The 23,512-nt window shown below is 60.4% G+C and carries 34 protein-coding genes; 13 read left to right on the top strand and 21 right to left on the bottom strand.

From position 1 onward, the window contains the following. The 3 genes from GRI91_RS10930 to GRI91_RS10920 all read right to left on the bottom strand — a co-directional run bounded on the left by GRI91_RS10930 (nucleotide 1) and on the right by GRI91_RS10920 (nucleotide 1,098). Nucleotides 1-465, bottom strand: coding sequence for a hypothetical protein (locus GRI91_RS10930; protein ID WP_160736698.1), 465 nt, complete (start codon nucleotides 463-465; stop codon nucleotides 1-3). Nucleotides 466-559: 94 nt separating this feature from the next. Next, a complete protein-coding gene (locus GRI91_RS10925; protein ID WP_160736697.1) occupies nucleotides 560-769 on the bottom strand; it encodes a hypothetical protein in 210 nt (69 codons plus the stop codon). Next, on the bottom strand, nucleotides 769-1,098 hold the full coding sequence (locus tag GRI91_RS10920) for a transcriptional regulator (RefSeq protein WP_160736696.1): 330 nt from the start codon (nucleotides 1,096-1,098) through the stop codon (nucleotides 769-771). The genes GRI91_RS10925 and GRI91_RS10920 overlap by 1 nt, the downstream gene beginning before the upstream one ends. 83 nt (nucleotides 1,099-1,181) lie before the next feature. Here GRI91_RS10920 and GRI91_RS10915 point away from each other — a divergent pair, with 83 nt between their 5' ends. The 4 genes from GRI91_RS10915 to GRI91_RS10900 are packed head-to-tail and all read left to right on the top strand — an operon-like array spanning nucleotide 1,182 to nucleotide 3,399. Further along, complete coding sequence (locus GRI91_RS10915; RefSeq protein ID WP_160736695.1) at nucleotides 1,182-1,838, top strand: XRE family transcriptional regulator; 657 nt, start codon at nucleotides 1,182-1,184, stop codon at nucleotides 1,836-1,838. Between the two features lie 18 nt (nucleotides 1,839-1,856). Beyond that, the gene (locus GRI91_RS10910; protein WP_160736694.1) at nucleotides 1,857-2,411 is read left to right on the top strand and encodes a hypothetical protein; all 555 of its coding nucleotides are present in this window, start codon (nucleotides 1,857-1,859) and stop codon (nucleotides 2,409-2,411) included. Nucleotides 2,412-2,455: 44 nt separating this feature from the next. Then, nucleotides 2,456-2,902 carry a thermonuclease family protein gene (locus tag GRI91_RS10905; RefSeq protein ID WP_237437798.1) on the top strand — a complete coding sequence of 149 codons (447 nt, stop codon included), beginning with the start codon at nucleotides 2,456-2,458 and terminating at the stop codon, nucleotides 2,900-2,902. Next, nucleotides 2,899-3,399 carry a surface-adhesin E family protein gene (locus tag GRI91_RS10900; RefSeq protein ID WP_160736693.1) on the top strand — a complete coding sequence of 167 codons (501 nt, stop codon included), beginning with the start codon at nucleotides 2,899-2,901 and terminating at the stop codon, nucleotides 3,397-3,399. Before GRI91_RS10905 ends, GRI91_RS10900 begins: the two co-directional genes overlap by 4 nt. Here GRI91_RS10900 and GRI91_RS10895 read toward each other — a convergent pair. The 9 genes from GRI91_RS10895 to GRI91_RS10855 all read right to left on the bottom strand — a co-directional run bounded on the left by GRI91_RS10895 (nucleotide 3,396) and on the right by GRI91_RS10855 (nucleotide 9,832). After that, nucleotides 3,396-4,424, bottom strand: coding sequence for a phage late control D family protein (locus GRI91_RS10895; protein WP_160736692.1), 1,029 nt, complete (start codon nucleotides 4,422-4,424; stop codon nucleotides 3,396-3,398). The genes GRI91_RS10900 and GRI91_RS10895 overlap by 4 nt on opposite strands. Then, on the bottom strand, nucleotides 4,417-4,797 hold the full coding sequence (locus GRI91_RS10890; protein WP_160736691.1) for a phage tail protein: 381 nt from the start codon (nucleotides 4,795-4,797) through the stop codon (nucleotides 4,417-4,419). Before GRI91_RS10890 ends, GRI91_RS10895 begins: the two co-directional genes overlap by 8 nt. 12 nt (nucleotides 4,798-4,809) lie before the next feature. After that, a complete protein-coding gene (locus GRI91_RS10885; protein ID WP_160736690.1) occupies nucleotides 4,810-6,765 on the bottom strand; it encodes a phage tail tape measure protein in 1,956 nt (651 codons plus the stop codon). After that, a complete protein-coding gene (locus GRI91_RS16285) occupies nucleotides 6,762-6,881 on the bottom strand; it encodes a GpE family phage tail protein (RefSeq protein WP_337190363.1) in 120 nt (39 codons plus the stop codon). The genes GRI91_RS10885 and GRI91_RS16285 overlap by 4 nt, the downstream gene beginning before the upstream one ends. An 8-nt stretch (nucleotides 6,882-6,889) precedes the next feature. Next, entirely contained in the window at nucleotides 6,890-7,216 is a 327-nt protein-coding gene (locus GRI91_RS10875) for a phage tail assembly protein (RefSeq protein WP_160736689.1), read from the bottom strand. 86 nt (nucleotides 7,217-7,302) lie between these two features. Next, the gene (locus GRI91_RS10870) at nucleotides 7,303-7,812 is read right to left on the bottom strand and encodes a phage major tail tube protein (protein ID WP_160736688.1); all 510 of its coding nucleotides are present in this window, start codon (nucleotides 7,810-7,812) and stop codon (nucleotides 7,303-7,305) included. A 36-nt stretch (nucleotides 7,813-7,848) separates the two neighbouring features. Beyond that, complete coding sequence (locus tag GRI91_RS10865; protein WP_160736687.1) at nucleotides 7,849-8,982, bottom strand: phage tail sheath subtilisin-like domain-containing protein; 1,134 nt, start codon at nucleotides 8,980-8,982, stop codon at nucleotides 7,849-7,851. A 17-nt stretch (nucleotides 8,983-8,999) separates the two neighbouring features. Beyond that, nucleotides 9,000-9,332: a GPW/gp25 family protein gene (locus GRI91_RS10860; protein WP_337190361.1), complete on the bottom strand. Its 333-nt coding sequence runs from the start codon at nucleotides 9,330-9,332 to the stop codon at nucleotides 9,000-9,002. Nucleotides 9,333-9,337: 5 nt separating this feature from the next. Beyond that, nucleotides 9,338-9,832 (bottom strand): phage baseplate assembly protein V, encoded by a 495-nt coding sequence (locus GRI91_RS10855; protein WP_160736685.1) that lies wholly within the window; start codon nucleotides 9,830-9,832, stop codon nucleotides 9,338-9,340. A 108-nt stretch (nucleotides 9,833-9,940) separates the two neighbouring features. Between GRI91_RS10855 and GRI91_RS10850 the strand changes: the two genes are divergently transcribed. Then, a complete protein-coding gene (locus tag GRI91_RS10850) occupies nucleotides 9,941-10,651 on the top strand; it encodes a hypothetical protein (protein ID WP_160736684.1) in 711 nt (236 codons plus the stop codon). A 66-nt stretch (nucleotides 10,652-10,717) separates the two neighbouring features. Here the strand turns inward: GRI91_RS10850 and GRI91_RS10845 are convergent, their stop codons facing one another. From GRI91_RS10845 to GRI91_RS10825, 5 genes are read right to left on the bottom strand one after another with little or no spacing between them, the layout of a single operon-like run. Next, entirely contained in the window at nucleotides 10,718-11,206 is a 489-nt protein-coding gene (locus GRI91_RS10845) for a hypothetical protein (protein ID WP_160736683.1), read from the bottom strand. 2 nt (nucleotides 11,207-11,208) lie between these two features. Then, on the bottom strand, nucleotides 11,209-12,057 hold the full coding sequence (locus tag GRI91_RS10840) for a hypothetical protein (protein WP_160736682.1): 849 nt from the start codon (nucleotides 12,055-12,057) through the stop codon (nucleotides 11,209-11,211). A gap of 11 nt (nucleotides 12,058-12,068) precedes the next feature. After that, on the bottom strand, nucleotides 12,069-14,327 hold the full coding sequence (locus GRI91_RS10835) for a hypothetical protein (protein ID WP_160736681.1): 2,259 nt from the start codon (nucleotides 14,325-14,327) through the stop codon (nucleotides 12,069-12,071). Beyond that, complete coding sequence (locus tag GRI91_RS10830; protein WP_160736680.1) at nucleotides 14,327-15,562, bottom strand: phage tail protein I; 1,236 nt, start codon at nucleotides 15,560-15,562, stop codon at nucleotides 14,327-14,329. Before GRI91_RS10830 ends, GRI91_RS10835 begins: the two co-directional genes overlap by 1 nt. After that, nucleotides 15,562-16,434, bottom strand: coding sequence for a baseplate assembly protein (locus GRI91_RS10825; protein ID WP_160736679.1), 873 nt, complete (start codon nucleotides 16,432-16,434; stop codon nucleotides 15,562-15,564). The genes GRI91_RS10830 and GRI91_RS10825 overlap by 1 nt, the downstream gene beginning before the upstream one ends. Nucleotides 16,435-16,572: 138 nt before the next feature. Between GRI91_RS10825 and GRI91_RS10820 the strand changes: the two genes are divergently transcribed. The 8 genes from GRI91_RS10820 to GRI91_RS10785 all read left to right on the top strand — a co-directional run bounded on the left by GRI91_RS10820 (nucleotide 16,573) and on the right by GRI91_RS10785 (nucleotide 21,637). Next, on the top strand, nucleotides 16,573-16,842 hold the full coding sequence (locus tag GRI91_RS10820) for a hypothetical protein (protein ID WP_160736678.1): 270 nt from the start codon (nucleotides 16,573-16,575) through the stop codon (nucleotides 16,840-16,842). Further along, nucleotides 16,839-18,503, top strand: coding sequence for a hypothetical protein (locus GRI91_RS10815; protein ID WP_160736677.1), 1,665 nt, complete (start codon nucleotides 16,839-16,841; stop codon nucleotides 18,501-18,503). The genes GRI91_RS10820 and GRI91_RS10815 overlap by 4 nt, the downstream gene beginning before the upstream one ends. Then, nucleotides 18,500-18,796, top strand: a complete 297-nt coding sequence (locus GRI91_RS10810) for a hypothetical protein (protein WP_160736676.1) — start codon at nucleotides 18,500-18,502, stop codon at nucleotides 18,794-18,796. Before GRI91_RS10815 ends, GRI91_RS10810 begins: the two co-directional genes overlap by 4 nt. Nucleotides 18,797-19,994: 1,198 nt before the next feature. Beyond that, complete coding sequence (locus GRI91_RS10805; protein ID WP_160736675.1) at nucleotides 19,995-20,240, top strand: hypothetical protein; 246 nt, start codon at nucleotides 19,995-19,997, stop codon at nucleotides 20,238-20,240. Continuing rightward, nucleotides 20,230-20,487 (top strand): DUF7940 domain-containing protein, encoded by a 258-nt coding sequence (locus GRI91_RS10800; protein ID WP_160736674.1) that lies wholly within the window; start codon nucleotides 20,230-20,232, stop codon nucleotides 20,485-20,487. Before GRI91_RS10805 ends, GRI91_RS10800 begins: the two co-directional genes overlap by 11 nt. Continuing rightward, complete coding sequence (locus GRI91_RS10795) at nucleotides 20,480-21,109, top strand: glycoside hydrolase family 108 protein (RefSeq protein WP_160736673.1); 630 nt, start codon at nucleotides 20,480-20,482, stop codon at nucleotides 21,107-21,109. The genes GRI91_RS10800 and GRI91_RS10795 overlap by 8 nt, the downstream gene beginning before the upstream one ends. Next, nucleotides 21,106-21,471, top strand: coding sequence for a hypothetical protein (locus GRI91_RS10790; protein ID WP_160736672.1), 366 nt, complete (start codon nucleotides 21,106-21,108; stop codon nucleotides 21,469-21,471). Before GRI91_RS10795 ends, GRI91_RS10790 begins: the two co-directional genes overlap by 4 nt. 13 nt (nucleotides 21,472-21,484) lie before the next feature. After that, nucleotides 21,485-21,637: a hypothetical protein gene (locus GRI91_RS10785; RefSeq protein ID WP_160736671.1), complete on the top strand. Its 153-nt coding sequence runs from the start codon at nucleotides 21,485-21,487 to the stop codon at nucleotides 21,635-21,637. 40 nt (nucleotides 21,638-21,677) lie between these two features. On the opposite strand, the gene GRI91_RS10780 is transcribed toward GRI91_RS10785, so the two are convergent. The 4 genes from GRI91_RS10780 to GRI91_RS10765 are packed head-to-tail and all read right to left on the bottom strand — an operon-like array spanning nucleotide 21,678 to nucleotide 23,506. Next, nucleotides 21,678-22,352 carry a phage virion morphogenesis protein gene (locus GRI91_RS10780; RefSeq protein WP_202385557.1) on the bottom strand — a complete coding sequence of 225 codons (675 nt, stop codon included), beginning with the start codon at nucleotides 22,350-22,352 and terminating at the stop codon, nucleotides 21,678-21,680. After that, entirely contained in the window at nucleotides 22,352-22,855 is a 504-nt protein-coding gene (locus GRI91_RS10775; protein WP_160736670.1) for a phage tail protein, read from the bottom strand. The genes GRI91_RS10780 and GRI91_RS10775 overlap by 1 nt, the downstream gene beginning before the upstream one ends. Before the next feature lie 4 nt (nucleotides 22,856-22,859). Further along, entirely contained in the window at nucleotides 22,860-23,081 is a 222-nt protein-coding gene (locus GRI91_RS10770) for a tail protein X (protein ID WP_160736669.1), read from the bottom strand. Further along, a complete protein-coding gene (locus GRI91_RS10765; protein ID WP_160736668.1) occupies nucleotides 23,081-23,506 on the bottom strand; it encodes a head completion/stabilization protein in 426 nt (141 codons plus the stop codon). The genes GRI91_RS10770 and GRI91_RS10765 overlap by 1 nt, the downstream gene beginning before the upstream one ends. Nucleotides 23,507-23,512: the final 6 nt, after the last annotated feature.

The following is a 23,512-nucleotide window of genomic DNA, read 5'->3' as shown; positions in this document are numbered from 1 at the left end:
TCACGGGCACGTGCCCTCCTCAGTAATCGATATGCGGGTGAGCAAACGGGAAAGCGAATTGATCGCCTCCTCAATCTCCCGCACGGCAGTGGTGCGAGCGGATGGGTTTTGCGCATTGCCAGCAAGGGCGAGGGCGGCGGCAATCGCTTCGCCGCTTTCCTTTGCGGCATCGCCAGCGCCGCGCACCATGCAGTCTGGCGTCGCTGGCTCTGTCGGGGCGCCCATATCCAGCTTGATCGCGTAGCATTCCAGCAGCGGCGCGCCTTCACCGCCAGCGCGCCGCCATGCAGCATCGAGACGCAAGGCATCGCGCAGCGAGATTTCGCGCTCGGTATCAGGCGCACCCAGCTTGCGGACATGGCTTTCCGACTTTTCCAGCACGGCGGCGCAGCCATCCCAGCCCAGCAGATCGGCAATCTGCGCCAGAGCGCGGGCAAAGGTGGCAGGGCGGCGGGGCAAGGTCATAGGGAAGCATCCAGCGCGATAGAGAAGAGAATGGCCCAGCCCAGAAGTGCGCCGCTGACCACAGACAGGCCCATGCACAGGCATTCACGAGCGTTCACGAGGCACCTGCCGAAAAGCCGCGATATATGTTCCAGATGATGATCGGCAGGGTGACCGCCAGCATAGCGAGCGCCATTCCCAGCGACGCGCGCTCCAGCAGCCGAGCCCAGCGCTTTGATACGGCTAGCTGACGCTGCAATTCCGCTATTTCAGGATCAACCGGCTCGCTGTCGAGAATGGGAAAGTCGTGACGAAGCGCGTTCATCAGGCTGCGCTCTCGTCCAAAGTTACGGATCTATTGCCGTGTCCGGCCATGCGGCGTGCCGATAAGATCGGGCCGCAGAGCGAAGTATGATCGGAGAGAGGCGGTGCGGCCAATTCGCGGGGGTAAATGTCAGGGCGGAGGAAGTGACGCGAGACGCCGGTTTCCGCCTCCACCTTCAGCACATGCTCAGCAGGCAGGCGCTTGGCAGACTGTAGCCATTTCCACACGGCAGGTTGTCCGACGCCACAGATCCGACCGAGAGCAGATTGGCCACCTGCTACTTCACATGCGCGCTTCAGCGCTTCGAATGGGGTGATTTGGTGTTCCATGCCGCCAATTATTCCAATCAGAATAATTATGTCAAGGGCATATCGATGGTTCCAGATAATTCCCTTTGGAATAGGGTGTTTTAATGCGCACTGGTGAGAGAATCGCTGAATTACGTAAGGCACGAGAACTTTCGCAAACCCAGCTTGCGAAACTTGTCGGCCTTTCCCAAGCGACGATAGGCAAACTGGAATCTGGAATAAGCTCCGGTTCCTCGCATCTTCACAAGATTGCCAGGGCTCTCGGAACCACTGGAGAGTATCTGACCGGAGAAACGGACGATCCCGATGCAGGGGCGTTACCTGCTATTTCGCCGCAGGCGCTTGCCGATCAGCTTGACCTTGTCGAAGTGCAGGAGATCGACCTTCGCTTTGGATTGGGGGCAACGGAACTCGAAGTCCCGGTAACCAAGCAAGTCCGCCATTTCAGCCGCGACTGGCTACGCCATTACACTTCAGCAAACCCAGAGGATGTCTATTTCGCGCAAGGGTCGGGCGACAGCATGATGCCCACGATCCTCGACAGCGATTTGCTGCTGATAGACACCTCGCAAAAGAACATGACCATGTCAGATAAGATCTGGGCGGTCGCCTATGCAGGCTCCGGCATGATCAAACGCCTCCGCGCCACACCGGAGGGCGTCAAAATCCTATCCGACAATCAGGCCATACCACCAGAAATGGCCTATGATGGCGAACTCCACATCCTCGGCCGCCTGGTCGGAATTGTTCGCAAAATGTAAAATAAAAATGGGGGGAAGATGAATTTGAAATGCCTGTCGGGGCTGGCGCTGTGCTTGTCCCTCGCTGCCTGTGGTTCCAATGAAAAGGAAATTCCAGAAGAGCCAAGCGCTACGGCTAAGGTTGATGCAATCGAGTATTTTCAGCACTTGTCGACCAAGCTGGTGCCCTGCGATCAGGCAGGCAAAAATCTCGGAAGTGCGGCGCAAGATGGCGATGTCGCGTTCTTCAATGCGGCAACAGCCATGGCTCGTATCTGTCTGAGCACGCATAAAGATATTAAAGAAATTCCTATCCCGGCCAGCGTTGGTAATACGGTGCACAAGCAGTTCGAGGATGCAGCGGAGGTATGCTCCAACGCCTATTTGGCGAAGTGGGCTTCTGCGGATGCCATGGTGGATGCACTAAATGAACCCGACAAAATCTCTCACAAAGCTGAAATGCAAAATGCTGCCAACGATGCGGCACAGGGCATCGCTGCGTGTGAAGCTGCATTGGTTCTCGCTGCGATGAATGCGGGCGCAACAGCGGAAGAGCTTGGATTAACACAGCCAACTGATAAATCCGAAGGGTAGATATTCCCTTTTCGTTCTCCTGCGCATATCGAGTGCGCATGAATATGGGAAAGATGATTTGCGTAGCTGCGGCCACGTTGTGCGCAGGGTGTGGTCAGGCAGGGGAAGTCTCTGGTGAACGTGTGGATTTGCCCGAGATTTCCGGCTGCAAGGTGACCGATGGCGATACCATTCGCTGCGGCGATGAAAGGGTTCGCTTGCTCGGCATAGACGCGCCCGAAATGCCCGGCCATTGCCGCCCTGGCCGCAATTGCGCGCCGGGCGATCCGGAGCAATCCACCGACAACCTACGCGCCGCCATGAAACGCGGCCCGCTGCATATCGAACGCCACGGCAAAGACCACTACGGCCGCACACTGGCGCATCTATATGTCGGCGGCGAAAACCTCGCCTGCCTCCAGCTCAACTCCAACAACGCAATATACCGCCGCGACTGGGATAAGCCTAAACTGCGCTTGGTCGGTGAATGTGGAGAGGAGAGTGTGAGATGAGAAATATCGCCTTTGCGCTGATACTTACTTCAGCGGCGACCGGAGCGCTTGCTAATCCATCCACTACAGTATCGAGCGATCGACGGCAAAAAGGCGATGATTGCAATCTTGAACATTGCAAGCCAACCATAAAATGGTGGGAAGAGGATGAGATAGTTCGGCATTGGTTCGAAGAAGATCCACCTTGGGGCGACAACGTGCCCGATCATGCTTGGGGTTCGAGCAGCGACACAGTCTGGTTTAACGATAGCGACATTCAAAAGACCGGCGAGGGGGTAGCGGTATGGTTGCACTGGGCTTTGAGAAGTCCTGACACTAAGGGCGCTGTGAAATATCTAACGCGTGTTATCTTCGATTGTGGTGGCCGCTTTAAATTTTCAGCGCAGTCAGGTTACGATGAGATGGGCCACGAGGTCTTCACACGGGACGGTCAAGGCGAATGGAAATTCATCCGACCAGATAGTAATCGCGAGATGATGTCAGATGCGGTTTGTTAGTTTTCTGCGTTTCCATATTCTAAAGAAATAGAAGTCGCTAAGCCGCTTTTCCCATCCATCGTATGGGTGATCTCATTAATCAGCCAATTCAGCGCGCTCACTTCATCCTTCAGCCCGCTGATGCTTAGTGGGCGATCCGGAAACAGATCCGGTCTGCCCAGTGGCAGTTCGAAGCGCAGCTTTGCTTTTGCGCGACCGATGCGGCGGTCTTCAGCCTGCGCGGCTTGCCGGGCATCCTCTGCATTTGCGAAAATCTTGCGCAGCCGCTTTGGCTTTCCCTCGCCATCACCGCCAATCTGGATTTCCCGCCGTTCTGCCGTGGCCCGATCGTGCCAGACCGCGATCACGCCGCCATAATTTTCCCGCTCGATCCGCTCATATTCGGGCCGGTTCATGGCGGAGCGGTCGATCACCTCCACCGGCAGGCTTTGCCCGCTGGCGGACAGGCCGTTGCCGATGGGTGTAAAGAGCAGCGCACCGGCCTTTACCGTCGCCACCGCATCGAAACGACGGCCGAGCGCGCGGAGCAAGGCGGCGTCGCTTTTGGCGCCGGGGCCGAGGGCGGGAATGATCAGACTGCCGAGCAAGGCATCGATGGCGAGCTTCAGACCGTTGTCCTGGGCAATCGCGCCGAGGATTTCAGCCACCGTGCAACCGACAAAGCTGCGCTCCCGCCTAATGCGGAAGGCATCGGTGAAATCAGCACTGCGCGCGCGGATGGTGATCTGATCCGGATCGCCGCGCCAGCTTGCCTGATCGACGCGAAACGTGCCCTTATCGACCAGACCGAGCGGCAGGCCGGTGCCCCTGATCCAGCCCATCTGCACATGCAGCAGCGCACCGGGCCGGGGGATCTCCATCAACCCATCGGCATCGTGGAGGGTGATATCAAGCCGGTCGGCCTCATCACTGCGCTTTTCAGAGATCGAGGCGGAGAGAAGGCGCGGGTTGATCAATTCGGTCAAATCGCGGCCATCCAGCGTCACTTTCCATGCAGCGCGGGGCAGGGTGAAATTGTCAGCCATCCACTCGCTCCAGCGTCAGGCTGAAATCTGCCTTGCGCGGAGCACCATCGACGAAAAAGTGGCTCTGCGTTTCCTCCAGCGACAGGATGATATAGCTGCCCAGGACATCGCCTGTGCCAGCGGTGAGGCGATAAGCCTCACCGCGTGCGGCCAGTTCGCGAATGCGACCGAGAGAGGAATAAGAGCCGATCCCATCGCCCGGATAAAGCGCGCCGGTGAGTTCGATCTTATCCTCGCCTGCCCCCAGAAACTGCGTGGCCGGGCGCGCACCGAAGCGATCGCCGCGACCAAAACGCCAGTCTGCGCGGTGCTGCAGCTCCTGAAACGGCAGGGTGCCGATTTCAAAAGCGAACATGTCGAGGGCCATCAGCATGGGGCGGGCTCCTTAATCATCATCATCGTCCTGAAAGGCGGATGCGCGGGCAATTGCTTCCTGCCGGCGCATTTCACGAATGGCGGCTTCGGCAATTTCCTGCTCGCTCTGCCCCGGTGCCGCTTTGATTGTGATGGTGATTGGGCCGAGGGTAGCCATCGGTGCAGGCGCTGCGCTTGCCGGGGCTGCGACAGCGAGGGAAGCCGAGGCAAGGCCAGCGGTGGCGACACGGCTCGCAAGGCTTTGCGCGGCGCGGACGGAGCGCTTGCCTCCGCGATCGATGCCCTGCGCCATGCCTTCGCTGACGTAGCCGCCGATACGCATGAAAACGCGGGAGGGTGAATTGATCTGCAGCAGATCGCGTACCCTGCTGAGGCCGCCCAGCACGATGGATTTCAGCGCATTCCAGACCTTGCCCGGCGCGGCCATGATGCCGTTCACCAGCCCTTCGATCATGGCCCGCCCAAAGCTGGCCATTTTTGCGGGGAGGGCCTGCAGCCAGACGATGCCAGCGGAGAAACTGGACTTGATCCACTCCCATGCCCGGCCAAGTGCGGCGACGCCGTTGGCGAAAGCGAGTTTGATGGTGTCCCAGTGGCGATAGATCAGATAGGCGGCCGCGCCGATCGCGAGGACCAGAAGCGTGATGGCAAGCACGGCCGGATTGGCCAGCATCAGCAGGCCTGCGCGCAGGAAGCCCCAGCCCATGGTCAGCGCGGCCTTGCCAAAAGAGAGCATGGCGGGAACGGCTCCGCGTGCCAGCGAGGCAATACGCGTGAACTTTCCCGCTTCCTTTGCGACCTTGAAGGCTTTCCACCCGCTGTTCATCAGCATGATGGGGCCGATAAGCGCGCGAATGCCGGTGGCGGCGGCCGAGATGCCGAGCAGGAGGGGGCCGAGTGCTGCGGCCGCGACGCCGGCAACCACAATCCACTTCTGTGTTTCGGGCGAAAGCTCGGAGAATTTATTGATCAGATCCGCGAAGACACCGATCGCCGGAGTGAGGGCGGGGATCAGTTTCTCACCGACTGTGATTTGCAGATCCGTCCATGCGGAATTCGCCGCGCGCAGACGGTTTGCGGTGCTGTCCTGCGTGCGCAGAACGTCGCCCTGGGCATTGGTGGTGCTGGCGAGGATCAGGGCATAGCGCGCCTGAATTTTCTGCTGCTCGGTTAATTCTTCGCCTGTTTTGGCGAGGCCCATCTTGTAAGCTTGCTGCTGCACTGTCGCGGCCGAAAGAAACACGCCGAAGTCGCGCAGCGGTTCTGCCTCTCCGGTCAGGCCCGAGCGCAGTTTATCCAGCGCGGTTTGCTCATCCGTGTTGTAGAAACTGGCGAGATCCTGCGCGAGAACAGAGAACTTTTGCGACATGGCGGCAGATTGTGCGCCATCAGGTGTCACCTGATTGAAGAATATGCCGAAGGTGTTGGCAGCGTTCTTCAGTTCCATCTGCGTGCGGCCGAGCGTGGCAGCGGTGCGCGCTGCCCATTGGTCCATTACACTGGTCTGATTACCGAAGGTCTGGGCGTAGGCGGATTCCAGCTCTTCATTATCGACCGCCTTCTGGAATGCACCCCTGGCAAAGGCCACTGCCGGCAGGGTGATCGCAGCAGATGCATAAGCCCCGGCTTTCCCGGTCGCCTGCTGCACGCGGCCCCAGCGCTCGCGGTGCGCGGTGATCTTCTGCAGCCGCCTTTCCTGTTCTTCGAAACGCTGATTGGCCTGCCTTGCCGCAGCGGCGAGCTGGCGTTCGCGCTCCACCAGATCGCTCAGCTTCCGACCCGTTGCCACGCCTTGCGCGATCTCGCCGCGCAGGTCGCGCAGTTCCCGCTCTGCCTTGCGCGCCTCGCCCTTCATTTCGGCGAGAATGCGCGATCCTTCGCGGCCATGGGCCGTGATGTTGCGCAAACGGCCGGACAGGCGATCCTGCCCGGCGAAGTTCACGATAAGGCGCAGTTTCTGGTTCATTCGGGGGCCTCATGGATCTGGTTCCAGCGGGCAATGGCGAAGCTGTGCCAGGTCAGCAGATCTTCCAGTTCCATCTCCAGCAGATCGGAAGGGGGCCAGTGAAAGATGATCGCAATATCAGCGATCAGCCCTTCAATGCCTGCTCCATCATCTTCCGTTCTGCCGGGCTCAGAAAAAAATCGATCACCGCGCCGCCAAAGGAAGCGAGGTCTTCAGGCTCCAGATCATCGGCCTCGGCAGCCGTGATGGGCGGCATGGTGATGCGCGGCAGCAGGTCGAGCACGGCGGAAGTCTTGGCGCTCATCAGATCCTGAATGGAAAGGCCGCGCAGTTCGCCTGCCTTGGGCTTGCGCAGGGTGATCGCTTCGATCGTCTGTTCGCCCCGGCAAATGGGCTCGGACAGGGTGATGGGTTCGCTGGTCTTGCGCTTGGGAGCGGCCGTGTCAGTCATGGAAAGGCTTTCTGGGAAAGGAGCGGATCGCTGGTCTCCGCCCCGGCGCGTCCGCTCGATTGCACGCCGGGGCGAAGCTGGTGAACTCAGATGCCGAGTGCGGCGCGATGCTGGGCAAGCCGATCCACGCCGTTGACGATGAAGACCATGTTCAGCTCATCTTTCTCGATCAGCGTGCGGCCATCGACCATCAGCTTGTAATAGGCGCAGCGGGTCTTGGTCGTTGTCTCGCCAATCTCGCCGCCCTTGGCGCTGCCGGGGTCGATTTCCTGATGTCGGCCGCGCACGGTGATATCGATGGTTTTGACCTGGCCGGTGCCGTCATCCTGAATGGAGCCGACAAAGCGCAGCTGCAGGGCATTGACCGATGCCGCGCCAAACTGGGTGTAAACCTTCTCCAGAAAGCCGCCGGCCTTCCATTCGAATTCGAGCGCTTCGCCGCCCAGATCAACACCCAGCGCGGCATCATGCCCGCCGCCGCGCCAATCCTCGATCTTGCGCGCGAGCTTGGGCAGGGTGACTTCGGAGCTTTCACCCAGAAAGCTGTCTCCGTCGGCATAGACATTCATATATTTGATGGTTTTGGGGAGGCCCATGGCGATACTCCGTGCGGATGGATGGAAAGCGGCGGCTCAGGCGCTGAGCAGCTGCGCGTAAAAGCGCTCACTGATCCGCTGAGTGAGCGTGATCGATTCCGCCGGGGCGCAGGGCGTGTAGGTGTAATCAAACACCAGCTTGCCGGCGGCGATGGCGGCAGGGCTGTTGTCGCTTTCACGGAAACTTGCCTCGGCCCCAATGATCAGCTCCTGCGCCTGCATGTCGCGGAATTTTGCGTTGATGCTTTCGGTGATGTCGCGGATCAGTGCGGGAACGATCGGCTTGTCGATCGCCCAGGTCAGGCCATCGGCAATCGTGTCCTGCAGCACCTGCGCCGTGCGGGCGGCGCTTTCAAAGGCGAATAGCGGATCATCCGAACAAGTGCGGTTGCCCCAGAAACGATAGCCATCGAGCCGCACCAGAGTGGTGATATCGGCATCATTCAGCAGGCTGGCGGTGGTCGGCTGATCGCCCAGAATGGAAAAGGGCACCGGGCGCGAAAGGCCGGTTACGCCATTGATGGCGACATTGGACAGGGTCTTATGCCAGCCCGTCTCCTGATCGATCCGGCTGCGCAGCCCCAAGGCGCGGGCAATGGCGCTGCCGGTGAAATCCGAAAATTCGGGCCAGATCAGCATCTGTTCGCGGGCGCTGAAGTTCTGCCGGTAGTCCTGCACTTCGGCGAGGGTTTCTCCCTGTGCGGCGCAATAGGCGAAGCCGCGCAGTTTGCGGGCCAGTGTGGCAAGGCCGGTGGCAACATCCAGCGTGTCGAGACCCGGCGTGCCCAGAATGCGCGGGCGCAGGCCGAATTGCGATTCCGCACCCAGCAGCGCCTGCATCCCGGTCAGGTGCCCCTCCGCCGTGGTTGTGCCGAGAATATTGGCGGCGGTTTCCTCTTCATCCGCGCCTTCTTCCACGCGGACGATGATGGCTGGCGGGCTGGCCTGATCGGCGATCGCGGAGAGGCTGGGGGCGAGCGTGCCATTGTCGCCAGCTTTGCCGATCGCCTGCGTTACATCCTCGATCAGCACAGGCCGATTAAGCGGGAAGGTCTCCGCGTCGGCGTCATCGGCGACAGAAACCATGCCGATCACGGCGGTGGAGAGGGCGGCGATCGGGCGCGCGGTGGCGCTGATTTCATTGATGGTGATGCCGTGGGAATAGGTCATGAGCGCGCCTTTCGGGATCAAACAGGAATGGAGAGGGTCAGCTCGGGCGAGCGGGGAATGTCGGTGCGCTCTCCCGTGATGGTGAGCTGCGGCGTGCCGCTGCCGTCAAAGCCAGTCAGCTTCACGCGGGTGACGCGCAGGCGCGGCTCCCATTTGTCGAGCGCGGCGGCGGTGGCGGCGGTCCAGAGCAGGGACGTACGGGAATTGAGCGGCGTATCGACCAGTTCGAACAGCCGGCTGCCATAATCGCGCCGCATCACGCGGCTGCCGATTGGGGTGGTCAGGATGTCGCCAATGCTCTGGGCGATGTGATCCTCTCCCGAAAGCGCCTTGCCGCTGTGCCGGTTCATGCCGCTCATTGTGGCGCCCCCGATATTGCGCTGCCGGCGGCCACGCCGGTGTGGCGGTGCGCTTTCAGGCTGACGCCGGCGGCTTTTACGTCTGTGCTGGCAGTGATGGTCCCGGTGACGCGCACGTCGCCGTCGACGGTGATGTCGCCCGGTGCGGTGATGGCGATGCCATCGCGCGTCAGGCGGATCAGCAGACCATCGGGGCCGTGGAATTCGGGTTCAGCGGTGGAGGCTGGGGCGCGGGCGCTGTTGGAGAACAACCCGCGCAGAATAATGCCGCTGGCGATATCAGCTTCGGGGCAGAGCAGCAGCACCTGCTCTTTATCGCCGGGCGGGGACCAGCTGCGCCATTCACCGGCCCATTCGAACCAGGGGAGGTCAGGCGACAGGACATCGCCGCATTGAACAGTGGCGGTGGCACCCGCCAGATCAACGGACGCAATGCGCCCAATACGCAACAGATCGCCGATTTTGCCGAGGATGTCGTGATTGTCGTCCATGCCCGCGCAGGATCAGGTGGGCAGAGGCAGAACTCTACCGGGTGTGTTTGGCGTGCTAACCATCACAATATCGGTGCGCCGAACTTGATCGGTGCCGGATGAATTGCAATGAAAGAACTCTGGGATAAGTCAGCTTTGAGGGAGGGGATTATGCGTTTCATAATGCTTGGGGTTGCAGCTTCGACGCTGAGTATTTTTCAGGCGAGTGCCCAGGAATGGCATGAAGCAGATGCGGCTATCTCTGATATGCGGGTGAGCACGGTAGTTTCGCCATCTTCCGACGCCCCAGTCACCGTCGGTATTGGAGAGACTGTTCTTCACGTCCGTAATCGTGCCGATTACAATATCTGGGTGCTTGATGAAGATGGGCGCATTGGCGCTCTTTGGGGGAAACGTACCATTCCAGCTGGCACGCAGATTTATCCAATGGATACTAAAGCCGAATTTAAGGCATGCGTTAGACCAGACGGAAGTGGTGGCTGTTTTATCGATGATGACGGCGACGGGGCATTTGATCGGTGGAGCGAAGATCAGAGCCAGATTTTCTTTAAAATCAAGGCCGAAAAGAGGCCAAAGTACGGGAAGGCCGCAGGCCAAACCGATAGTGATTTTGAATACATTATCAGATTTTCGGGTGCCGACGGCGACACACTTCGATTTTCCTATCGCGAGTTTAAATCTGACTTCGCCCGAGACGCTTTCACAGAAGAGTTAGTAGTGCCTCGTGAGGAATTCCCGCAGATGATTAGAATTAAGGGCCACAATATCACGGTGGAAGATGTGTCTGGGATGGGTATCACATACAGACTTACCCAGTAGCGAGAGTTTGGCTGCCCTTTGAGACACCCATATGCGTTTGAATCTCCTCCGCGCTCGTCAAGAATGTCAGAGCAGCATCAACAGGCTGGCAGGGACGCGGTCGGGGATTTCGAGCTCCAGCCAGTAGAGATAGACGTTTCGCGCGCCGCCCGGCGTCTGCCAGCCAGGCAGGTAAAACTCGCAGCGAAAGCTGAGATCGCTCCAATCGGTGACGCCGGAGATGTCAGGGCTTACTTCTGCCGTTCTTATGCCGATGCCGGGCGGGTCATATTCGGCGGTCCAGAGCTGCTGCGCGCCCTGTTTGAGCGACAGGGTCATATAGCTGCCATAAGGCTGCGGGTCATAAGAGCGCAGGCGCAGCGTAGCGTTAGGGGATCGCGGCTGCAGGGCAGGCGAAAGGCGGCACTCAAACACCGCCGCAGCGCCGCCGGGATAGATGTTCTGGGTGCGGATGTAATCGCCATCATCGGGCACGGCTTCGTCGATCGATGTGTGATCGCCAGTGGCAATGCGGGAGGACAGCGTGGTGGCGATCGGGCGGAGGAATTGCGCCATGCCTATTCCTCCGATGCTGCGGGCAGCATGTCCCACTTGCCGTCGCCTGCATTCCATTTGCCGCCAATATAGAGAAGCTTGCCCGGCTCGGTGGTGCCTGGCAGCGGAAAGCCGATGGCCCGGTAGGAGTTGTGCCAGGCAAGGCTGCGCGCCGTGCCATCATCGCGGATACGCATCAGCAGCGTTTGCCCGTCACGCGGGCTGCCGGTGGCGGCGCCGATCGTGACATTGCCAGTGAGGCCCAGCAGCGCCCAGATATCGGTGCTGTCGGCATCGGGGGCCTGAGTGCCGCTGGTATCCGCAGCGGCGACGACGCGGTCTTTCTCGGCCTTGGTCGCCAGTGCGCCCAGGATGGTGGTGGCAAAGTTCGGATCTTCGCCCAGCGCATCGGCAAATTCCTGAAAGCTGTTGAGATTGTCAGGGGCCGCACCGACGATATTGGCAATCTCCCCCAGCACGAAAGCCGTGGTGGCAAGCCGCGTGCTGTTGTTCCCGCCTGCAGGCGTGGGGGCGGTGGGCGTGCCGGTCAGCGCGGCACTGGCGAGCGGTGCCAGCTGAGCTGCTTCACTGCGCGGCAGATAGGCATCGAGCGTATTGCCCGCCTGCAGCGCCGCATAGATGGCGTGCACCGCGGCAGCATCGCCTTGCGCCTGCAGGAAGACAGGCGTCAGCGCCTGATCAATCCGGTCAAGCGCAAGGCCGCGCAATTCCTCGATCGCCTGTTCGATCGATTGCCGCTGGCCCAGCGCGGCGCGCAGTTGATTGGCGATATAGAGCATCGCCCGGTTCATGCGCGCCGGGCTGGCTTCATTGTCTTTCTCAAAATCGAGATCGGACGGAAGACTGGCCATCTGCGTTCGCCTTACAGCGCATGATCGCGGCGCACCGCGACATGGAAGGGGCGCTGGGCGCTGCTGGTGGTGCCGGTGAGCTTCAGGCGGAAGTCGGTGACGACCGCATCGAGCGACCAGATAGCGGTGCGCTGGATCGTGCCGTCATCGGTCACACTGTCCGATACGCTGTCCGGGGCCGTTTCCGTGCCATAGGCCGCGCCGGTCAGCAGGCTGGGGGTTAGCGTGTGGTCGGCCTCGTCAAAGCGCTCCAGCTCGAAGCGGGCAACGATTTCATCGGAGCCGCTACCTGGCAAATGCCGCTCCTCCGAGATCCAGCTGAAGGAAAGATCAGGGCGCGATACGGTGAGCTGGCTTCCCGCGAGCTTCAGGATCGGCATGACTTCCGGCGTGCCGGTCATCACCACGCGCAGGGGCAGCAGGTTCTGCAGTACATTGCCCTGGGCCAGCGGCGTCGTCTCACTGTCCGACAGTGGATACCAGACGCCGCCGATCTGGACGAAGAAAGTGAGCTCGGTTGCGCCCGGCTCGGTCGCCTGCGTCAGAATATCAATATCCGCAATGCCATCGGCCAGCTGCACTTCAGCCAGATCGATCACAGCACGCGACTGGCGGAACTTCGCGCCATAGAGGCTGAAGGCGATATCCTTCGTCCCGTCACCCTGCTGATATTGGCCGTCCAGTACATAGAAGAAGGTGCCCTGCGGATAGACGCTGCCCTGCACGGTGCCGAGATAGTGATCGGCCGCCGTCATCACCAGAATGGCGTAGCGCTTGCCGCCGGTCAGGAAGGTGGGCGGCAGTGGCACGATGGTTTCTTTCTCGACCGAGAGATCGGCCCGGTCGAGTGTGGTCTGCGCAATCACCTGATCGGTGCGGGCGACGCCATGCTCGGTCTCGCAGATGGCCACCGTCACCGCGCCATCGGCGGCGAGCTTGGTAAACCACAGGCCCAGCGCATCGAGCACCATGTCATTGGCCTGCAGGAAGGTTTCGGTGACCTGCGTGCCGGGCACGGTGTGGTCGACCGTGACCGTATCCCAATAGGGCACCTCCACCTTGTCCACCCAGTGGAAGTGGCGGCGCCAGAAAATGTGATTGCGCAGTAAGGCAGAGCGCGCGGCTGCGTTTGCCTGCAGCACTTCGCCCTGTTTGGTGAAGACTGCGCCCAGCAGATCGTAGCGCCCCGATTTCAGGAAGGCATAGCGCGAGCTGAAGGGATGCAGAATGCCGTGTCGCAGGCGATAGCGGACCAGCGTTTTGCGGGTCAGCTCATTGGTCTGATAGCTATAGCCATTGAGCTTGACCTCACCCGTGGGCGCGCCGGTGGAAAAGCGCAGATCCCGGTCATAGGCTGGCAGCAGCAGCCCATCGCTGAGCTTCGCGCCGGGATCGATCGGGTTCTTGAGAGCGAGTGCGGTGGTGCTTGATGCCGCTTCGGGAAAGCGAATGCCTTCCTCCACCTTGGCATGATAGCCGGCAAAGCCGGTGTCGCTGGCGCTTTCATCGAGCAGGAAATCGGCAAAGCTGGAAACCGCACTATCGGGCACGCCGGTCTTTGCCTCAACAGACGCGAGACGGTCGAGCACCTGCCCATATTGTTCGACCCCCACCATATTGGCCTGGCCTTCAGTCAATGCGGCAATATCGCCAGACAGACCCTGCACCTTGGCCTGCGCGTCGCGGCGGAAGGTCTCGAGATGGGCAAGGCGGGTGCCATGGGCTGCAGTCGAAGGCAGGGCATTGTCTGCCACCATGGCAATGCTTTCAATGCCGGTGGTGGTCAGCGTGATGCGGGCGATTTCCAGCTGGCCTTCAACGATGGCCGGGGCCACCGGATCGGGGCTTTCGACACCCTGCCGGACCGAGAGACGCGCGACGCGGCGCGTTTCCATCATCACCGTTTGCGCTTCGGTGGTCTGGTTTTCGACATCGATCAGGATCTCGCGCGAGGTCTCGCCGGTCTCGATCACTTCGGACCAGGCAACGAGCGAGCAGATCTTGCGGTGCTGCACCGGCGTGGCGGCGGTAAAATCATGCTCGATCGCCGCCTCCATATTGAAGACGCGGCCCGCATCGTAAAGCCGCCCGGCGCTGACCTGCATGCGCAGGCCGCTGAGCATGACCGAGGCAAAGCCGGCATATTTGCGCTGCGTGGTCACGGTATCGGCCACGATATGATCGAGGCTTTCCTGCGCGAAGGACTGGATATTCTTGAGATCGGTGGAGCTGAGATCCATCCCGTCCCGGAAATTGACGATTTTTTCCATCAGGCGACCTTTCTGATTTCGCCGAACATGAATTCGCCGAAGCGAAGCGAAGGGGTGAAGGCCACCGGGCGGTGCGTGGTGCTGGTGACCCTGATCGTGTCGCGCAGAGCCTTGGAGACGCGGATCGCCTCCAGCGCGCGGGTGAAGCGGGCGGTGCTGGCTTTCCAGAGCACGGCATGGCCATAGAAGTGCCTGGCGAGAGCGGGCGGGCGTTTTGCCGGAATGCCGATGCGCATTTCTGCGGTGAAGGGCGCTATGCCGAGCCGGTCGCGGCCAAGGAAGGTGGTTGCCTGTATGCGGGGCAGGGGACGGCCGGGCACGGCAAAGGCAATCCGGTCATAGACCAGCATCGGCCCTTCGCTTGCCGGCAGGAAGGCCGATCTGTCTCCCAAATGCAGCCGGCCGAGAAAGCCGCGTGCGCGTTGCGCGCTGCGCCGCTGGTGTATGCGGCGCGGGCGAATGTCTGTGGCATTGAGGCCGGGCGACAGAGCGCGCGCTGGGCCATCCATTGCGACGCGGAAGGATAGCAGGCTGTCATGGGCGCGGCTTTTCCGCAGGAAGACGCCGAGATGACTGTGACCATAAAAGGCGCGATCGGCGGTGCGGCGGATGGTGACGCGGGTGCCGCCATCGCCGGTATCGCTGAGCGTAGTGTCATGCGTAACTCCGCCATCGACAAAGCTGGCGCGCTGGCCCCGATTGGCGACACCGCGCGAGGTGAGCAGGAAGCGCGCGTGCGCGCCGCGTCCTGCCTGATCCGCAAGGAAGGCGCGGTGAAGCGGGCGGGAGAGGAATATCTGCCCTGGCCGGGCAGTGCTGCGCCGGGCGAAGGGATAGATCCGAAGCTGCGGCAGGCCATCCAGCCAGGCTTCGCGCGCCGCATCATTAAGACCGCGTGCGAGATAGGGCGTGGCCGGCGGGCGCACGAGATCAAGCAGTTCGGCATCAACCAGCTGAAGATGGTCGCGAATGCCAGCGGGCGTGGTCTTCAGCCGGTGCAGGCGCACCGCATTGCGGATCGTGCCGCGCTTCTTCGTCTCGCTCCAGTCATCGTCCCAGATTTCCAGCGACTTCGCCCAGGCGAGGAAACCGAGCAAATGGGCAGGGCAGCGATCGGGGTCGAGCGGGGCGCTGATCAGATCCGCCGACATCAGCTGCCGGCTGCCGATCACCTGCTCGATGGCGCGTTCGAAAGCGGTGCTGCTGTTGGGGAGGAGCGAGGGAACGGGCGCCATCACAGCACCTCATGCGTGAGGGTGAGGGCGCCCAGAAAAGCCGCGCCGGCTTTGCCCGGATCGATATCGGGAATATCGGCAATCGCCTGTTCGACATCGCCAACCTTGGCGGCGGCTTCGATCCCGCGCCGGTAGAGAACGCGGCCAATCGCGTGACGCTGCGCAACATAGGCAAGGATGGCCTGCCTTGCTTCGCCGACGATCACGGCCGGATCAGGACCGCGCCCGATTTGCAGATGCACGGTGAGATCGAAGGGGATGATGTCGGCAGCGCGCACAGTGACGATATCGGTCAGCTGTACCGCATCATCGGCGGTGAAGGCATCGCGCACTGTGGCGACAGTTTCGGCGCCCACGCTGCCATCGCCGTTCCGGCCGAGCAGGACGATTTCTACCCTGCCACCATCGCCCTTATTCGCGGCAACGTCTTTCACGCCGGGCGCAGCGGCCAGAGCGCGGAAGCGATAGCCACCGGCGGTAATCCCCGCATGGGGCAGCATTTCCGGCGCGAGCTGAATACGCGCGCGAAATTCTGTGTCGCTTTCCCAGATCGCTGGGGTGCGGTCGGTGGCGGGTGTGATCAGTCGGCGCGCGACATTCAGGTTGGCGCCCAGATGGTCGAGATCGCTGCCGGCCGAGAAAGCCAGCATCACCGACCGCGCCGCATCATTGATCCGCGCCTGCATCAGCATTTCGCGATAGGCGGCCGCTTCCAGCAGCTTCATTGCCGGGTCGGATTCCAGCGGCGTGTCATAGTCCGGCCAGCGCGCCTGCAGATCCCTCAAACTGGCGGCAAGGATCGCCTCGCTATCGAGCGTTTCCAGAACGTCAGGCGCGGGCAGGCGCGACAGGTCGATGGCGGGCGTGGACATTGCCGCAGCTGTGCCAGCCCGCCGGCATAGTCACGAGGCGCTGGTTTTGTCGTTTCCTGCAACACAAGCCGGGGCGGTGGATTGCAGCCGCGCGCGCGCAAATGTGGCGTGCATTTCCACTCTATCGAGGCTGCGCCCATGATCGTCGAAACCCTTCCTTCTCAGGATATTGGCACCGAATGGATTGATCTTGCCGCTGTGCGGCCGGAACTCGCCAATCGCGCCTGCATGATCGAAAGCTTGTTCCGTTCGGGGCAGCTGCTCTTCGTGGCACTGCAGGATGATATGCCCGATGATCTGACTGCTGGTGTGCATCTGACACGTCATATGGCCGTTGACTGCGCGGCGGAACATATCTGGCTGCGCGGCCAGTCTGCAGGCCGGGTGGCGCTGGCCTTCATCGCATGATGGGCTTCTATCCTGCGTCCGGATCGCTGGCATCGCGCGATCTTACGCGCGAGAAGGTGCCTTTGGGTGATGCTGACTTCGCTCTCGATTTTGCGCACGGGTGGTACCGCTCTGGCAGCCATCTCACCCGCGACTTCGCCATCCCGCTTTCGGGCAATCTGATCGTCAATGGCGATTTCAGCGATGGCCTGAACGGGTGGGGCATCAATGATGAAGGCACGTCTGTCACCAGCGTGGTGGATGGGCGTGCACGGATGTACGCTCCCGACGGTGATTACGCTATTTTGGCTCAAGACCCTGCTGGCCTGCCTGTTGGCTCTCGGTTCGTGCTCTCCGTCGATGCCGAAACCCTGACTGGTGGCGCGGCGTATCTGCAATTCTCTGCCAGCAAATCAATCGTCAAAATACTCGATGGAGGGTTCGAGACGTATGACATTCGGACAGCCGGATCGCTGGGTTTCAAACGCATATCTGTCGGCAATCCGAATGATGTCTATCTCGAAAACGTCGTCCTGAAACGCGTTAGCGCCACCAGTTATCGCGCTGGTGAATGTTGGGACATCGACGCGAATGGCAGGCTGCATCACTTCAAGAGTCACGAGCCGGTCATCCTGCCGGGCCGAGGTGCGCTGTTCTATGGGCCGCTAACCGCGATGGCTTCTCAAACGTTCACGCCTTTCAATCTGCCGTCAACCTGCACCAAAACTGCACTCCCGCCCGATGATGTGTTTCTCAGTCCTGTCCGACTCGCCAGTGAGGGCTATTCTTATTCGCGGACTAGTACTGAAAGGGCGACTCTCCCTGATGGCGTTAGCATATTTGCGATTGGCGCTATCATAGAGTTCGGAAGTTCCGGGCAGGCCCGGCTTCAATGGTATGACGATTCGCAATCACCCGGTGACAATGCGAGAGTCCAGTTTTCGTCTAACGGTGCCACCCAGCTCTTTCAAGGATCAGTAACCTCCGTTTTAGACGCAGCCTTTATTGAACTTGCTGATGGTAAGACATTGATATGGGCGACTTTCGAAAACACATCTGAGTTTCAAGACGCCACCTTTGGCGTAGGACCAGAAAGTAATGTGGTAGGTGAGTACGTCGACCTTTACGCGCTATGGATGACTCCGGGGAGTTCACCTTTTCCAATCATTCCGACATTTGGCACAGCCGCCAGCATCACGGCGCAAGAGTTGGCCTATGACTCGCCAATCACAGAAGACGATGATTTCGTTCTCTGGATTGAAGCAGACCCATTTGAAGTAGGGGGCAGCCAAGTCTTAGGGCAATTTGACGATGGGACTCTCAACAACAGAGTTGTTTTGTTGTGGCTGCCCGATGGACGTCCAGCCTTTCGCGTGTTTTCCGAGGGTGTGCAGCTTACTGCGGGAGTAGTGAATGACGGACGCTCAGCAGTGGGCGTAAAGTCTATTTTGGCTTTATCACGGCAAGGCGGCGTTTATCGAGTTGGCAATTGTCAGGAAGGCTCTTTTTGGTGGTCCAACCCAGCTACAGAATCGTGGCCTTCGGGGATTTCGAGCATTTCCTTGGGTCAACAATCAAGCGGCTCACTGCCTGCTCTGTCCAACATTCAACGAGTAATGTTCCGGCGAGGCACGTTCTCGCGAGCTGAAATCGAAGATATGGTGGAAGGGAGCCTGTCATGAAGCTCCCCGGCTATATGACCCGCATCACCATTGCGACCTACAGCGACACCGAAACCGATGAGAACGGCTTTCCGATCGTCACCGGCAGCGAACCGGGCGTGCATATCAATGTGCCGCAGGACCGCATTTCCGAAGAGCTGCTCGCCGCGCTCGATGCGGCGGGCTATGTGATCCGGCCGGCGACTCCGGCTTGCGAATTTGCCGGTGGCTATCCCCAGCACTGCCTGCGCTTTCCGGACGAGGCGGCGGCGGCTGAGGCGCTGACGGATCTGCTTACTGCGGTTGAGCCTTAGAATGATGAATGGCGGGAATTCGTGGAAAGCGGTCATCTGCGATCGAGCGTCTTTGCATCGCGTTTCGCCTCGCGGCGTTCTGCCTCACGCGACCTTTCGCCATGCCAAAACTTTCGCTGACGCCTCGCCCAGCGCCAGTTAACGAATGCGAACGGCCAAGGCGCCCAAAGGATCAAAATTACCAGCCAGCCTTCAACTCCGTCCTGCAAAAGATATGGGCTACAGGGGTAGGCGAACAACATGGCGATACTTGCTGCTCGCCGTGCACTGAATTCGTCCAACGGTATCCCAGTGCAGGTTGTAACATAGTCAGCGTTCAGTGCAGCGATAAGAACGCCGAAAAATACCCCGACTGCTGGCCACCAGCGCGAGAATGGAATGCCGGATCCAATCCTTCTAAAATGCCGTTCTTCGTCTGTTAAACTGCGTCGCCCCATAGGCGCTTTTCGCATTGGATCGTGATGTCTGCAATGTCGTCGTTAGCGGAATAGCAGCTTTTGGTAAGCTCACATTCGGGTGTGCAGAAATCGAGCAAAAGACTGAAAAGTCGTTGGAGACGGACCTTCGACTAATGTGGCCCGCTGCACTCTACCCTTAAAAACCGCTTATTTGCCGTTTCATATTCCACGGTGATTTGGCCGCAACCGCCTCCGCTCATGCCAGGCAAATCCTTAAAGTCACTTATCCAAACGCTTTCACCTGCTTTTGCCAAGCGCAGACCTCCCTGACCGATCGGACAAGGGAATGGTCTTTCGTCTAAAGTCTCACAGAATTGGAGAATCTCGCGACGATCTTTTGCGTCATGGTTAGCGTAAACGCCGATGACAATTCCATCTGGGCCCAGCGCATAATAGCGCTCGTAAGATGTAAGTGGTGCTGCCTCTGTGGGTAGGGCAACGGTGCTTTCGATTGTACTGATCATGGTCTGGTTCGAACCGTTCTCTCCCACACATGCCGTGGTAAAGAGACAAACCGTGGTCAGGACGAAGCGATTTAGATTCATTCCTGAAGAGTGACAGAGCCGATCAACGTCAGCAATGTTGTCGTATAAGGAACGGCAGCTTTTATTCAATTCCGCTACGCAGGAGTGCGTGCGGGCATAACTGCTGAGTCATAATCCTTGCACTGACTGCTTGTTGTCTCGCCGATCACAAGAGCAGGTGATCGATCGCGCCGGGCATTTCACCATGGTGCTTCCATGGCTGAACTTAACCGCAATATCGTGCTGACGAAGCTCGAATGGGGCGTGGTCTTTGCGCTCCTTTCGAGCGCGGGCAGCATCATCTTTTCCGCCGGCATTGTCTGGCAGGCTGTCCAACAGAACTCCGCCGAGATCAGCACGCTGAAAACTAGCCGTGATGATTCCATCGACCGTCTCGCTCGGATCGAAACCAAGCTCGATCTGGTGCTGGGCGGTAATCAGGAGATCCTGCGTGAAAATTGATCTGATCGAAGAATGGCGCGATGCGTGGCGTTACTGGAGCGTGAAGCTGAATGCGATCGGCCTGGCCATCATGGCATGGGTCTGGTTCGATCCCACGGCGCTGCTCTATGTCCTCAATCTGGCACCGCCAGCGCTGCGCCATTATGTGCCCGACCGGATCGAGGCGCTGATCGGTTTTGCGGTTTTTGCGCTGGCGATCATTTCGCGTCTGGTGAAGCAGCGCAAAGTGGGTGGCCGTAATGGCTGAGCCGCGCGGTTCCGGCCTGAAGAAAGGCGGCGTGCTGGCAGCGGCGATCGCGCTGATCATTGGCGGCGTCATCAGCATGGAAGGCGATTTCGTCGATCACGAGGATGACCCCGGCGGCGCAACCCGATTTGGCGTGACCGAAGAGGTCGCTCGGTCAGATGGCTTCACCGGAGATATGGCCAGCCTGCCGCGCAACCGCGTGATCACGATCTATGGCGACAAATATGTCGTGAAGCCGGGCTTTGACCGGATCGTGGCGCGCAGCACGGCGCTGGGTGAGGAAGTGATCGATGCCGGCGTCAATCTCGGCCCGCGTCGGCCATCTTGCTATCTGCAGAGCGCGCTCAATGCCCTCAACCGGCAGCAGCGCGATTATGCCAACATCACGGAAGACTGTGCGATCGGGCCGGCCACCATGGCCGCCTATGACGCGCTGGCACGCAAGCGCGGAAAGGAGAAAGCCTGCGAGCTGGTGCTGAAGCTGGTCGATGCGCAGCAGGCGGCACATTATCTTTCGCTCGCCCGCAATGATAGCAAGTTTGAAAGCTTCATGCCGGGCTGGGTGGATCACCGGCTTGGCAATGTGCCGATTGCACGCTGCGCGGATGAGGCCGCTTCGTGAGCCTGCCGGCGCGCCTCGCCATCGTGCTGCTTGCAGCGCTGGCCATTGCGGGAGCAACGCTCTGGCTTTCCCGCGTCTCACAGAATGCGCGGCAGGCACGCGCCGAAGCGCGGCTTCAGCAAGACAGTGCCGAAGCCGCTATGGCGAGTGGCCGCGATGCGGTGGCAAGCCTTGGCGCGCAGGCGAGCGCGGAAAGCGCGATCGACCGGATCACACAGGAAAATGCCGATGTCATTCTCAATGCCGAAGGGGCCGATGCGCCTGTTGCCGATCCTGCCCGCAACGCTGCTTTGCTCAGCCTGTGCCGGCGTGATGCCTATCGCGGCTCGGCCACTTGCGTGCAGTTCACTCCTGCCCCCTGAATGGGATGACGGCGTGGCAGGTGCGCCGATGCCGGAGGGACGGACCGTCGGGGAATGGATGATCTTCGGCGATGCGCAGACCGGCCAGCTCGACAAAGCGAATGAGCGCTACAAGGTGGCGAAAGGCATGGTTGAGCGATGCGAGGCGCGGCAGGGCAGTCGCTGACGTCTGCAAATACCTACTAAATTGGCCGCAGAGCGTCAGTCTACACTTTCTCCGTAAGGTGCTCCAGAACCGCATCGAGCAGATCCTCTCGATCGGCGGCGGTCATGCCCAGCAGTTCGCGCCTGGCATAGCGCACTTCACGCGCATGGCGGGCCGGGCGATCGCGCAGGCCGAACTGGTGCACTTCCGCCACGCTGGCCACCATGCCGCCAAAGCCGATCCATGCCTCATGGTCGCTTTGCCCGGTGAACATTCGCCTTGTGATCTTGCGGAACATGGCGCGCTGGCGAATGGTGCGGCGGCGGCGGATAGTGCCGGCGCTTGTGTTTTCATCCTTCACCGAAACGGGCAGCCATTTGATGACCTTGGCGTATTCGAAGCTGCGGAGGCCACCAGCTTCGATATCGTAGCCGGTGAAGATCGGCCCCTGTTTCTCCCAGCTTTTCATGAAGGCGAGACGGGGCGCGCCGCTGCCGGAGGAGGGATAGAGGAATTTCACCGCATAATTGCCGATGATCGGTTCGGGCGCGGGTTTGCGCGGGGCGAAGCGTGATCCATCGGGATTGCGCTGTTTGCGGATGCGGGCGCGGTTCTGCTTTCGCATGGCCGTCGCCACCCGGCGGAACAGGCGGCGGCGTTCACGCGGCTCGAGCGCCTTCAACATTCCGCCGGTGATTGCTTCCAGCTCGGCCAGATCGCCGTTAATCTCCGCCATTATTCGCCTGGGTGTCCGGTGAGGAATGTTGCCTGTTCGCCGCCCGGTGCCCAGATCTGGCGCAGCAGGCTGAGCGGATCGGAAAGCGGCGGCTGATCGGGGAAGGGGGCTTCCTCCCGCACCGAAAGGCGATATCCACCGGAATCATCGGGCAGGACATCCACCGCTTCCGTAACCGGGAAGTTCAGCGCGACATCGACGGCCTGATTGTCGCGCAGATCGACCTGAAAGCGGATATTCTCCTGCGCGCCCTGCGGATCGAGCAGCAGATCGCCCTGATGATGCCGCAGCCAGAGCGACAGGGGGAGAAAGAGCTGTTCGGGTTCCCCGCGATAATCGAGCAGCACCACATGCATGGTGTAGCGCTGTTCAAACCCAAGATTGCCTCCGCACCGCATTGCGAGCGACCCGCCCGTGACATAGATATCCAGCGCGTCCGGATCGCGCGCCAGCTCGGGCAGGGCGGCGGTCAGATGGGCGCGAAGGCTGTTTGGCTTTTTCACAGGATTAGTCCCACAGCTGGATCACCTTGCGGGTGGGCACTTGCAGGGCGGTGACGATCGGCAGTATCACCTCCTGCCCTTCGCGTAGCAATTCGCCCTGATCAGCCAGATTGCGATTGAGGGTGAGCGCCTGTTCAGTGACCCTTTCGGTCTGGCCGAGCACGCGCCAGCATAATTCATCGAGCGTTTCATCCTGCCGGGCGGTGGCGGTGAAGGTTTCGGCCATCAGATCAGATCCACCGTGGTGCGCGTCTTGCCCAGAATATCGCGAATGGCATGAGTGGCGTTGCGCCGGTGATCTTCAGCCCGTTGATCCAGTTCGGCGCCAGCGGCCTGCCCGGTGCCAGTGGCGGTCACATCGCGGTGCGTTTCCACCAGGTCAGCCGTGGCATAGGCAAACACCGCGCGCCGCCAGAGGCGCATCAGGCGGGTTTCCGCGCCGATGGCGGGGGAAGGGATGGTGGCCAGCGTAGTGAAGCCAGCCAGTTCCTGCTTTGCCCGCCAGAGCTGCAATTCGCGGTCGACCGCGATCACGCCGCCCATCAGCGCATCGGCCACGCGCGTTTCGGGGATCAGCGTCCCACCGATCCGCTGGCTGTCACGAAAATGGTTGAGGTCGAGATCGGGCCAGAAGGGGCCGCAGGCCAGCATCGCGCC

This window comes from Altericroceibacterium endophyticum (genome assembly GCF_009827595.1).
Classification (GTDB): domain Bacteria; phylum Pseudomonadota; class Alphaproteobacteria; order Sphingomonadales; family Sphingomonadaceae; genus Altericroceibacterium; species Altericroceibacterium endophyticum.
This window is presented reverse-complemented; position numbering and strand designations above follow the sequence as displayed.

Bases quoted from the DNA above. Each gene is read 5' to 3' on its own strand.
- GRI91_RS10875 (WP_160736689.1), bottom strand. From the start codon at position 7,216: ATGACTGACACGGCCGCTCCCAAGCGCAAGACCAGCGAACCCATCACC.
- GRI91_RS10925 (WP_160736697.1), bottom strand. From the start codon at position 769: ATGAACGCGCTTCGTCACGACTTTCCCATTCTCGACAGCGAGCCGGTT.
- GRI91_RS10795 (WP_160736673.1), top strand. From the start codon at position 20,480: ATGGCTGAGCCGCGCGGTTCCGGCCTGAAGAAAGGCGGCGTGCTGGCA.
- GRI91_RS10930 (WP_160736698.1), bottom strand. From the start codon at position 465: ATGACCTTGCCCCGCCGCCCTGCCACCTTTGCCCGCGCTCTGGCGCAG.
- GRI91_RS10910 (WP_160736694.1), top strand. From the start codon at position 1,857: ATGAATTTGAAATGCCTGTCGGGGCTGGCGCTGTGCTTGTCCCTCGCT.
- GRI91_RS10905 (WP_237437798.1), top strand. From the start codon at position 2,456: ATGGGAAAGATGATTTGCGTAGCTGCGGCCACGTTGTGCGCAGGGTGT.
- GRI91_RS10890 (WP_160736691.1), bottom strand. From the start codon at position 4,797: ATGCTGATGGCCCTCGACATGTTCGCTTTTGAAATCGGCACCCTGCCG.
- GRI91_RS10895 (WP_160736692.1), bottom strand. From the start codon at position 4,424: ATGGCTGACAATTTCACCCTGCCCCGCGCTGCATGGAAAGTGACGCTG.
- GRI91_RS10805 (WP_160736675.1), top strand. From the start codon at position 19,995: ATGGCTGAACTTAACCGCAATATCGTGCTGACGAAGCTCGAATGGGGC.
- GRI91_RS10860 (WP_337190361.1), bottom strand. From the start codon at position 9,332: ATGAACCGGCACAGCGGCAAGGCGCTTTCGGGAGAGGATCACATCGCC.
- GRI91_RS10855 (WP_160736685.1), bottom strand. From the start codon at position 9,832: ATGGACGACAATCACGACATCCTCGGCAAAATCGGCGATCTGTTGCGT.
- GRI91_RS10835 (WP_160736681.1), bottom strand. From the start codon at position 14,327: ATGGAAAAAATCGTCAATTTCCGGGACGGGATGGATCTCAGCTCCACC.
- GRI91_RS10850 (WP_160736684.1), top strand. From the start codon at position 9,941: ATGAAAGAACTCTGGGATAAGTCAGCTTTGAGGGAGGGGATTATGCGT.
- GRI91_RS10870 (WP_160736688.1), bottom strand. From the start codon at position 7,812: ATGGGCCTCCCCAAAACCATCAAATATATGAATGTCTATGCCGACGGA.
- GRI91_RS10900 (WP_160736693.1), top strand. From the start codon at position 2,899: ATGAGAAATATCGCCTTTGCGCTGATACTTACTTCAGCGGCGACCGGA.
- GRI91_RS10780 (WP_202385557.1), bottom strand. From the start codon at position 22,352: ATGGCGGAGATTAACGGCGATCTGGCCGAGCTGGAAGCAATCACCGGC.
- GRI91_RS10920 (WP_160736696.1), bottom strand. From the start codon at position 1,098: ATGGAACACCAAATCACCCCATTCGAAGCGCTGAAGCGCGCATGTGAA.
- GRI91_RS10915 (WP_160736695.1), top strand. From the start codon at position 1,182: ATGCGCACTGGTGAGAGAATCGCTGAATTACGTAAGGCACGAGAACTT.
- GRI91_RS10825 (WP_160736679.1), bottom strand. From the start codon at position 16,434: ATGTCCACGCCCGCCATCGACCTGTCGCGCCTGCCCGCGCCTGACGTT.
- GRI91_RS10820 (WP_160736678.1), top strand. From the start codon at position 16,573: ATGATCGTCGAAACCCTTCCTTCTCAGGATATTGGCACCGAATGGATT.
- GRI91_RS10830 (WP_160736680.1), bottom strand. From the start codon at position 15,562: ATGGCGCCCGTTCCCTCGCTCCTCCCCAACAGCAGCACCGCTTTCGAA.
- GRI91_RS10885 (WP_160736690.1), bottom strand. From the start codon at position 6,765: ATGAACCAGAAACTGCGCCTTATCGTGAACTTCGCCGGGCAGGATCGC.
- GRI91_RS10815 (WP_160736677.1), top strand. From the start codon at position 16,839: ATGATGGGCTTCTATCCTGCGTCCGGATCGCTGGCATCGCGCGATCTT.
- GRI91_RS10845 (WP_160736683.1), bottom strand. From the start codon at position 11,206: ATGGCGCAATTCCTCCGCCCGATCGCCACCACGCTGTCCTCCCGCATT.
- GRI91_RS10810 (WP_160736676.1), top strand. From the start codon at position 18,500: ATGAAGCTCCCCGGCTATATGACCCGCATCACCATTGCGACCTACAGC.
- GRI91_RS10770 (WP_160736669.1), bottom strand. From the start codon at position 23,081: ATGGCCGAAACCTTCACCGCCACCGCCCGGCAGGATGAAACGCTCGAT.
- GRI91_RS10840 (WP_160736682.1), bottom strand. From the start codon at position 12,057: ATGGCCAGTCTTCCGTCCGATCTCGATTTTGAGAAAGACAATGAAGCC.
- GRI91_RS10865 (WP_160736687.1), bottom strand. From the start codon at position 8,982: ATGACCTATTCCCACGGCATCACCATCAATGAAATCAGCGCCACCGCG.
- GRI91_RS10765 (WP_160736668.1), bottom strand. From the start codon at position 23,506: ATGCTGGCCTGCGGCCCCTTCTGGCCCGATCTCGACCTCAACCATTTT.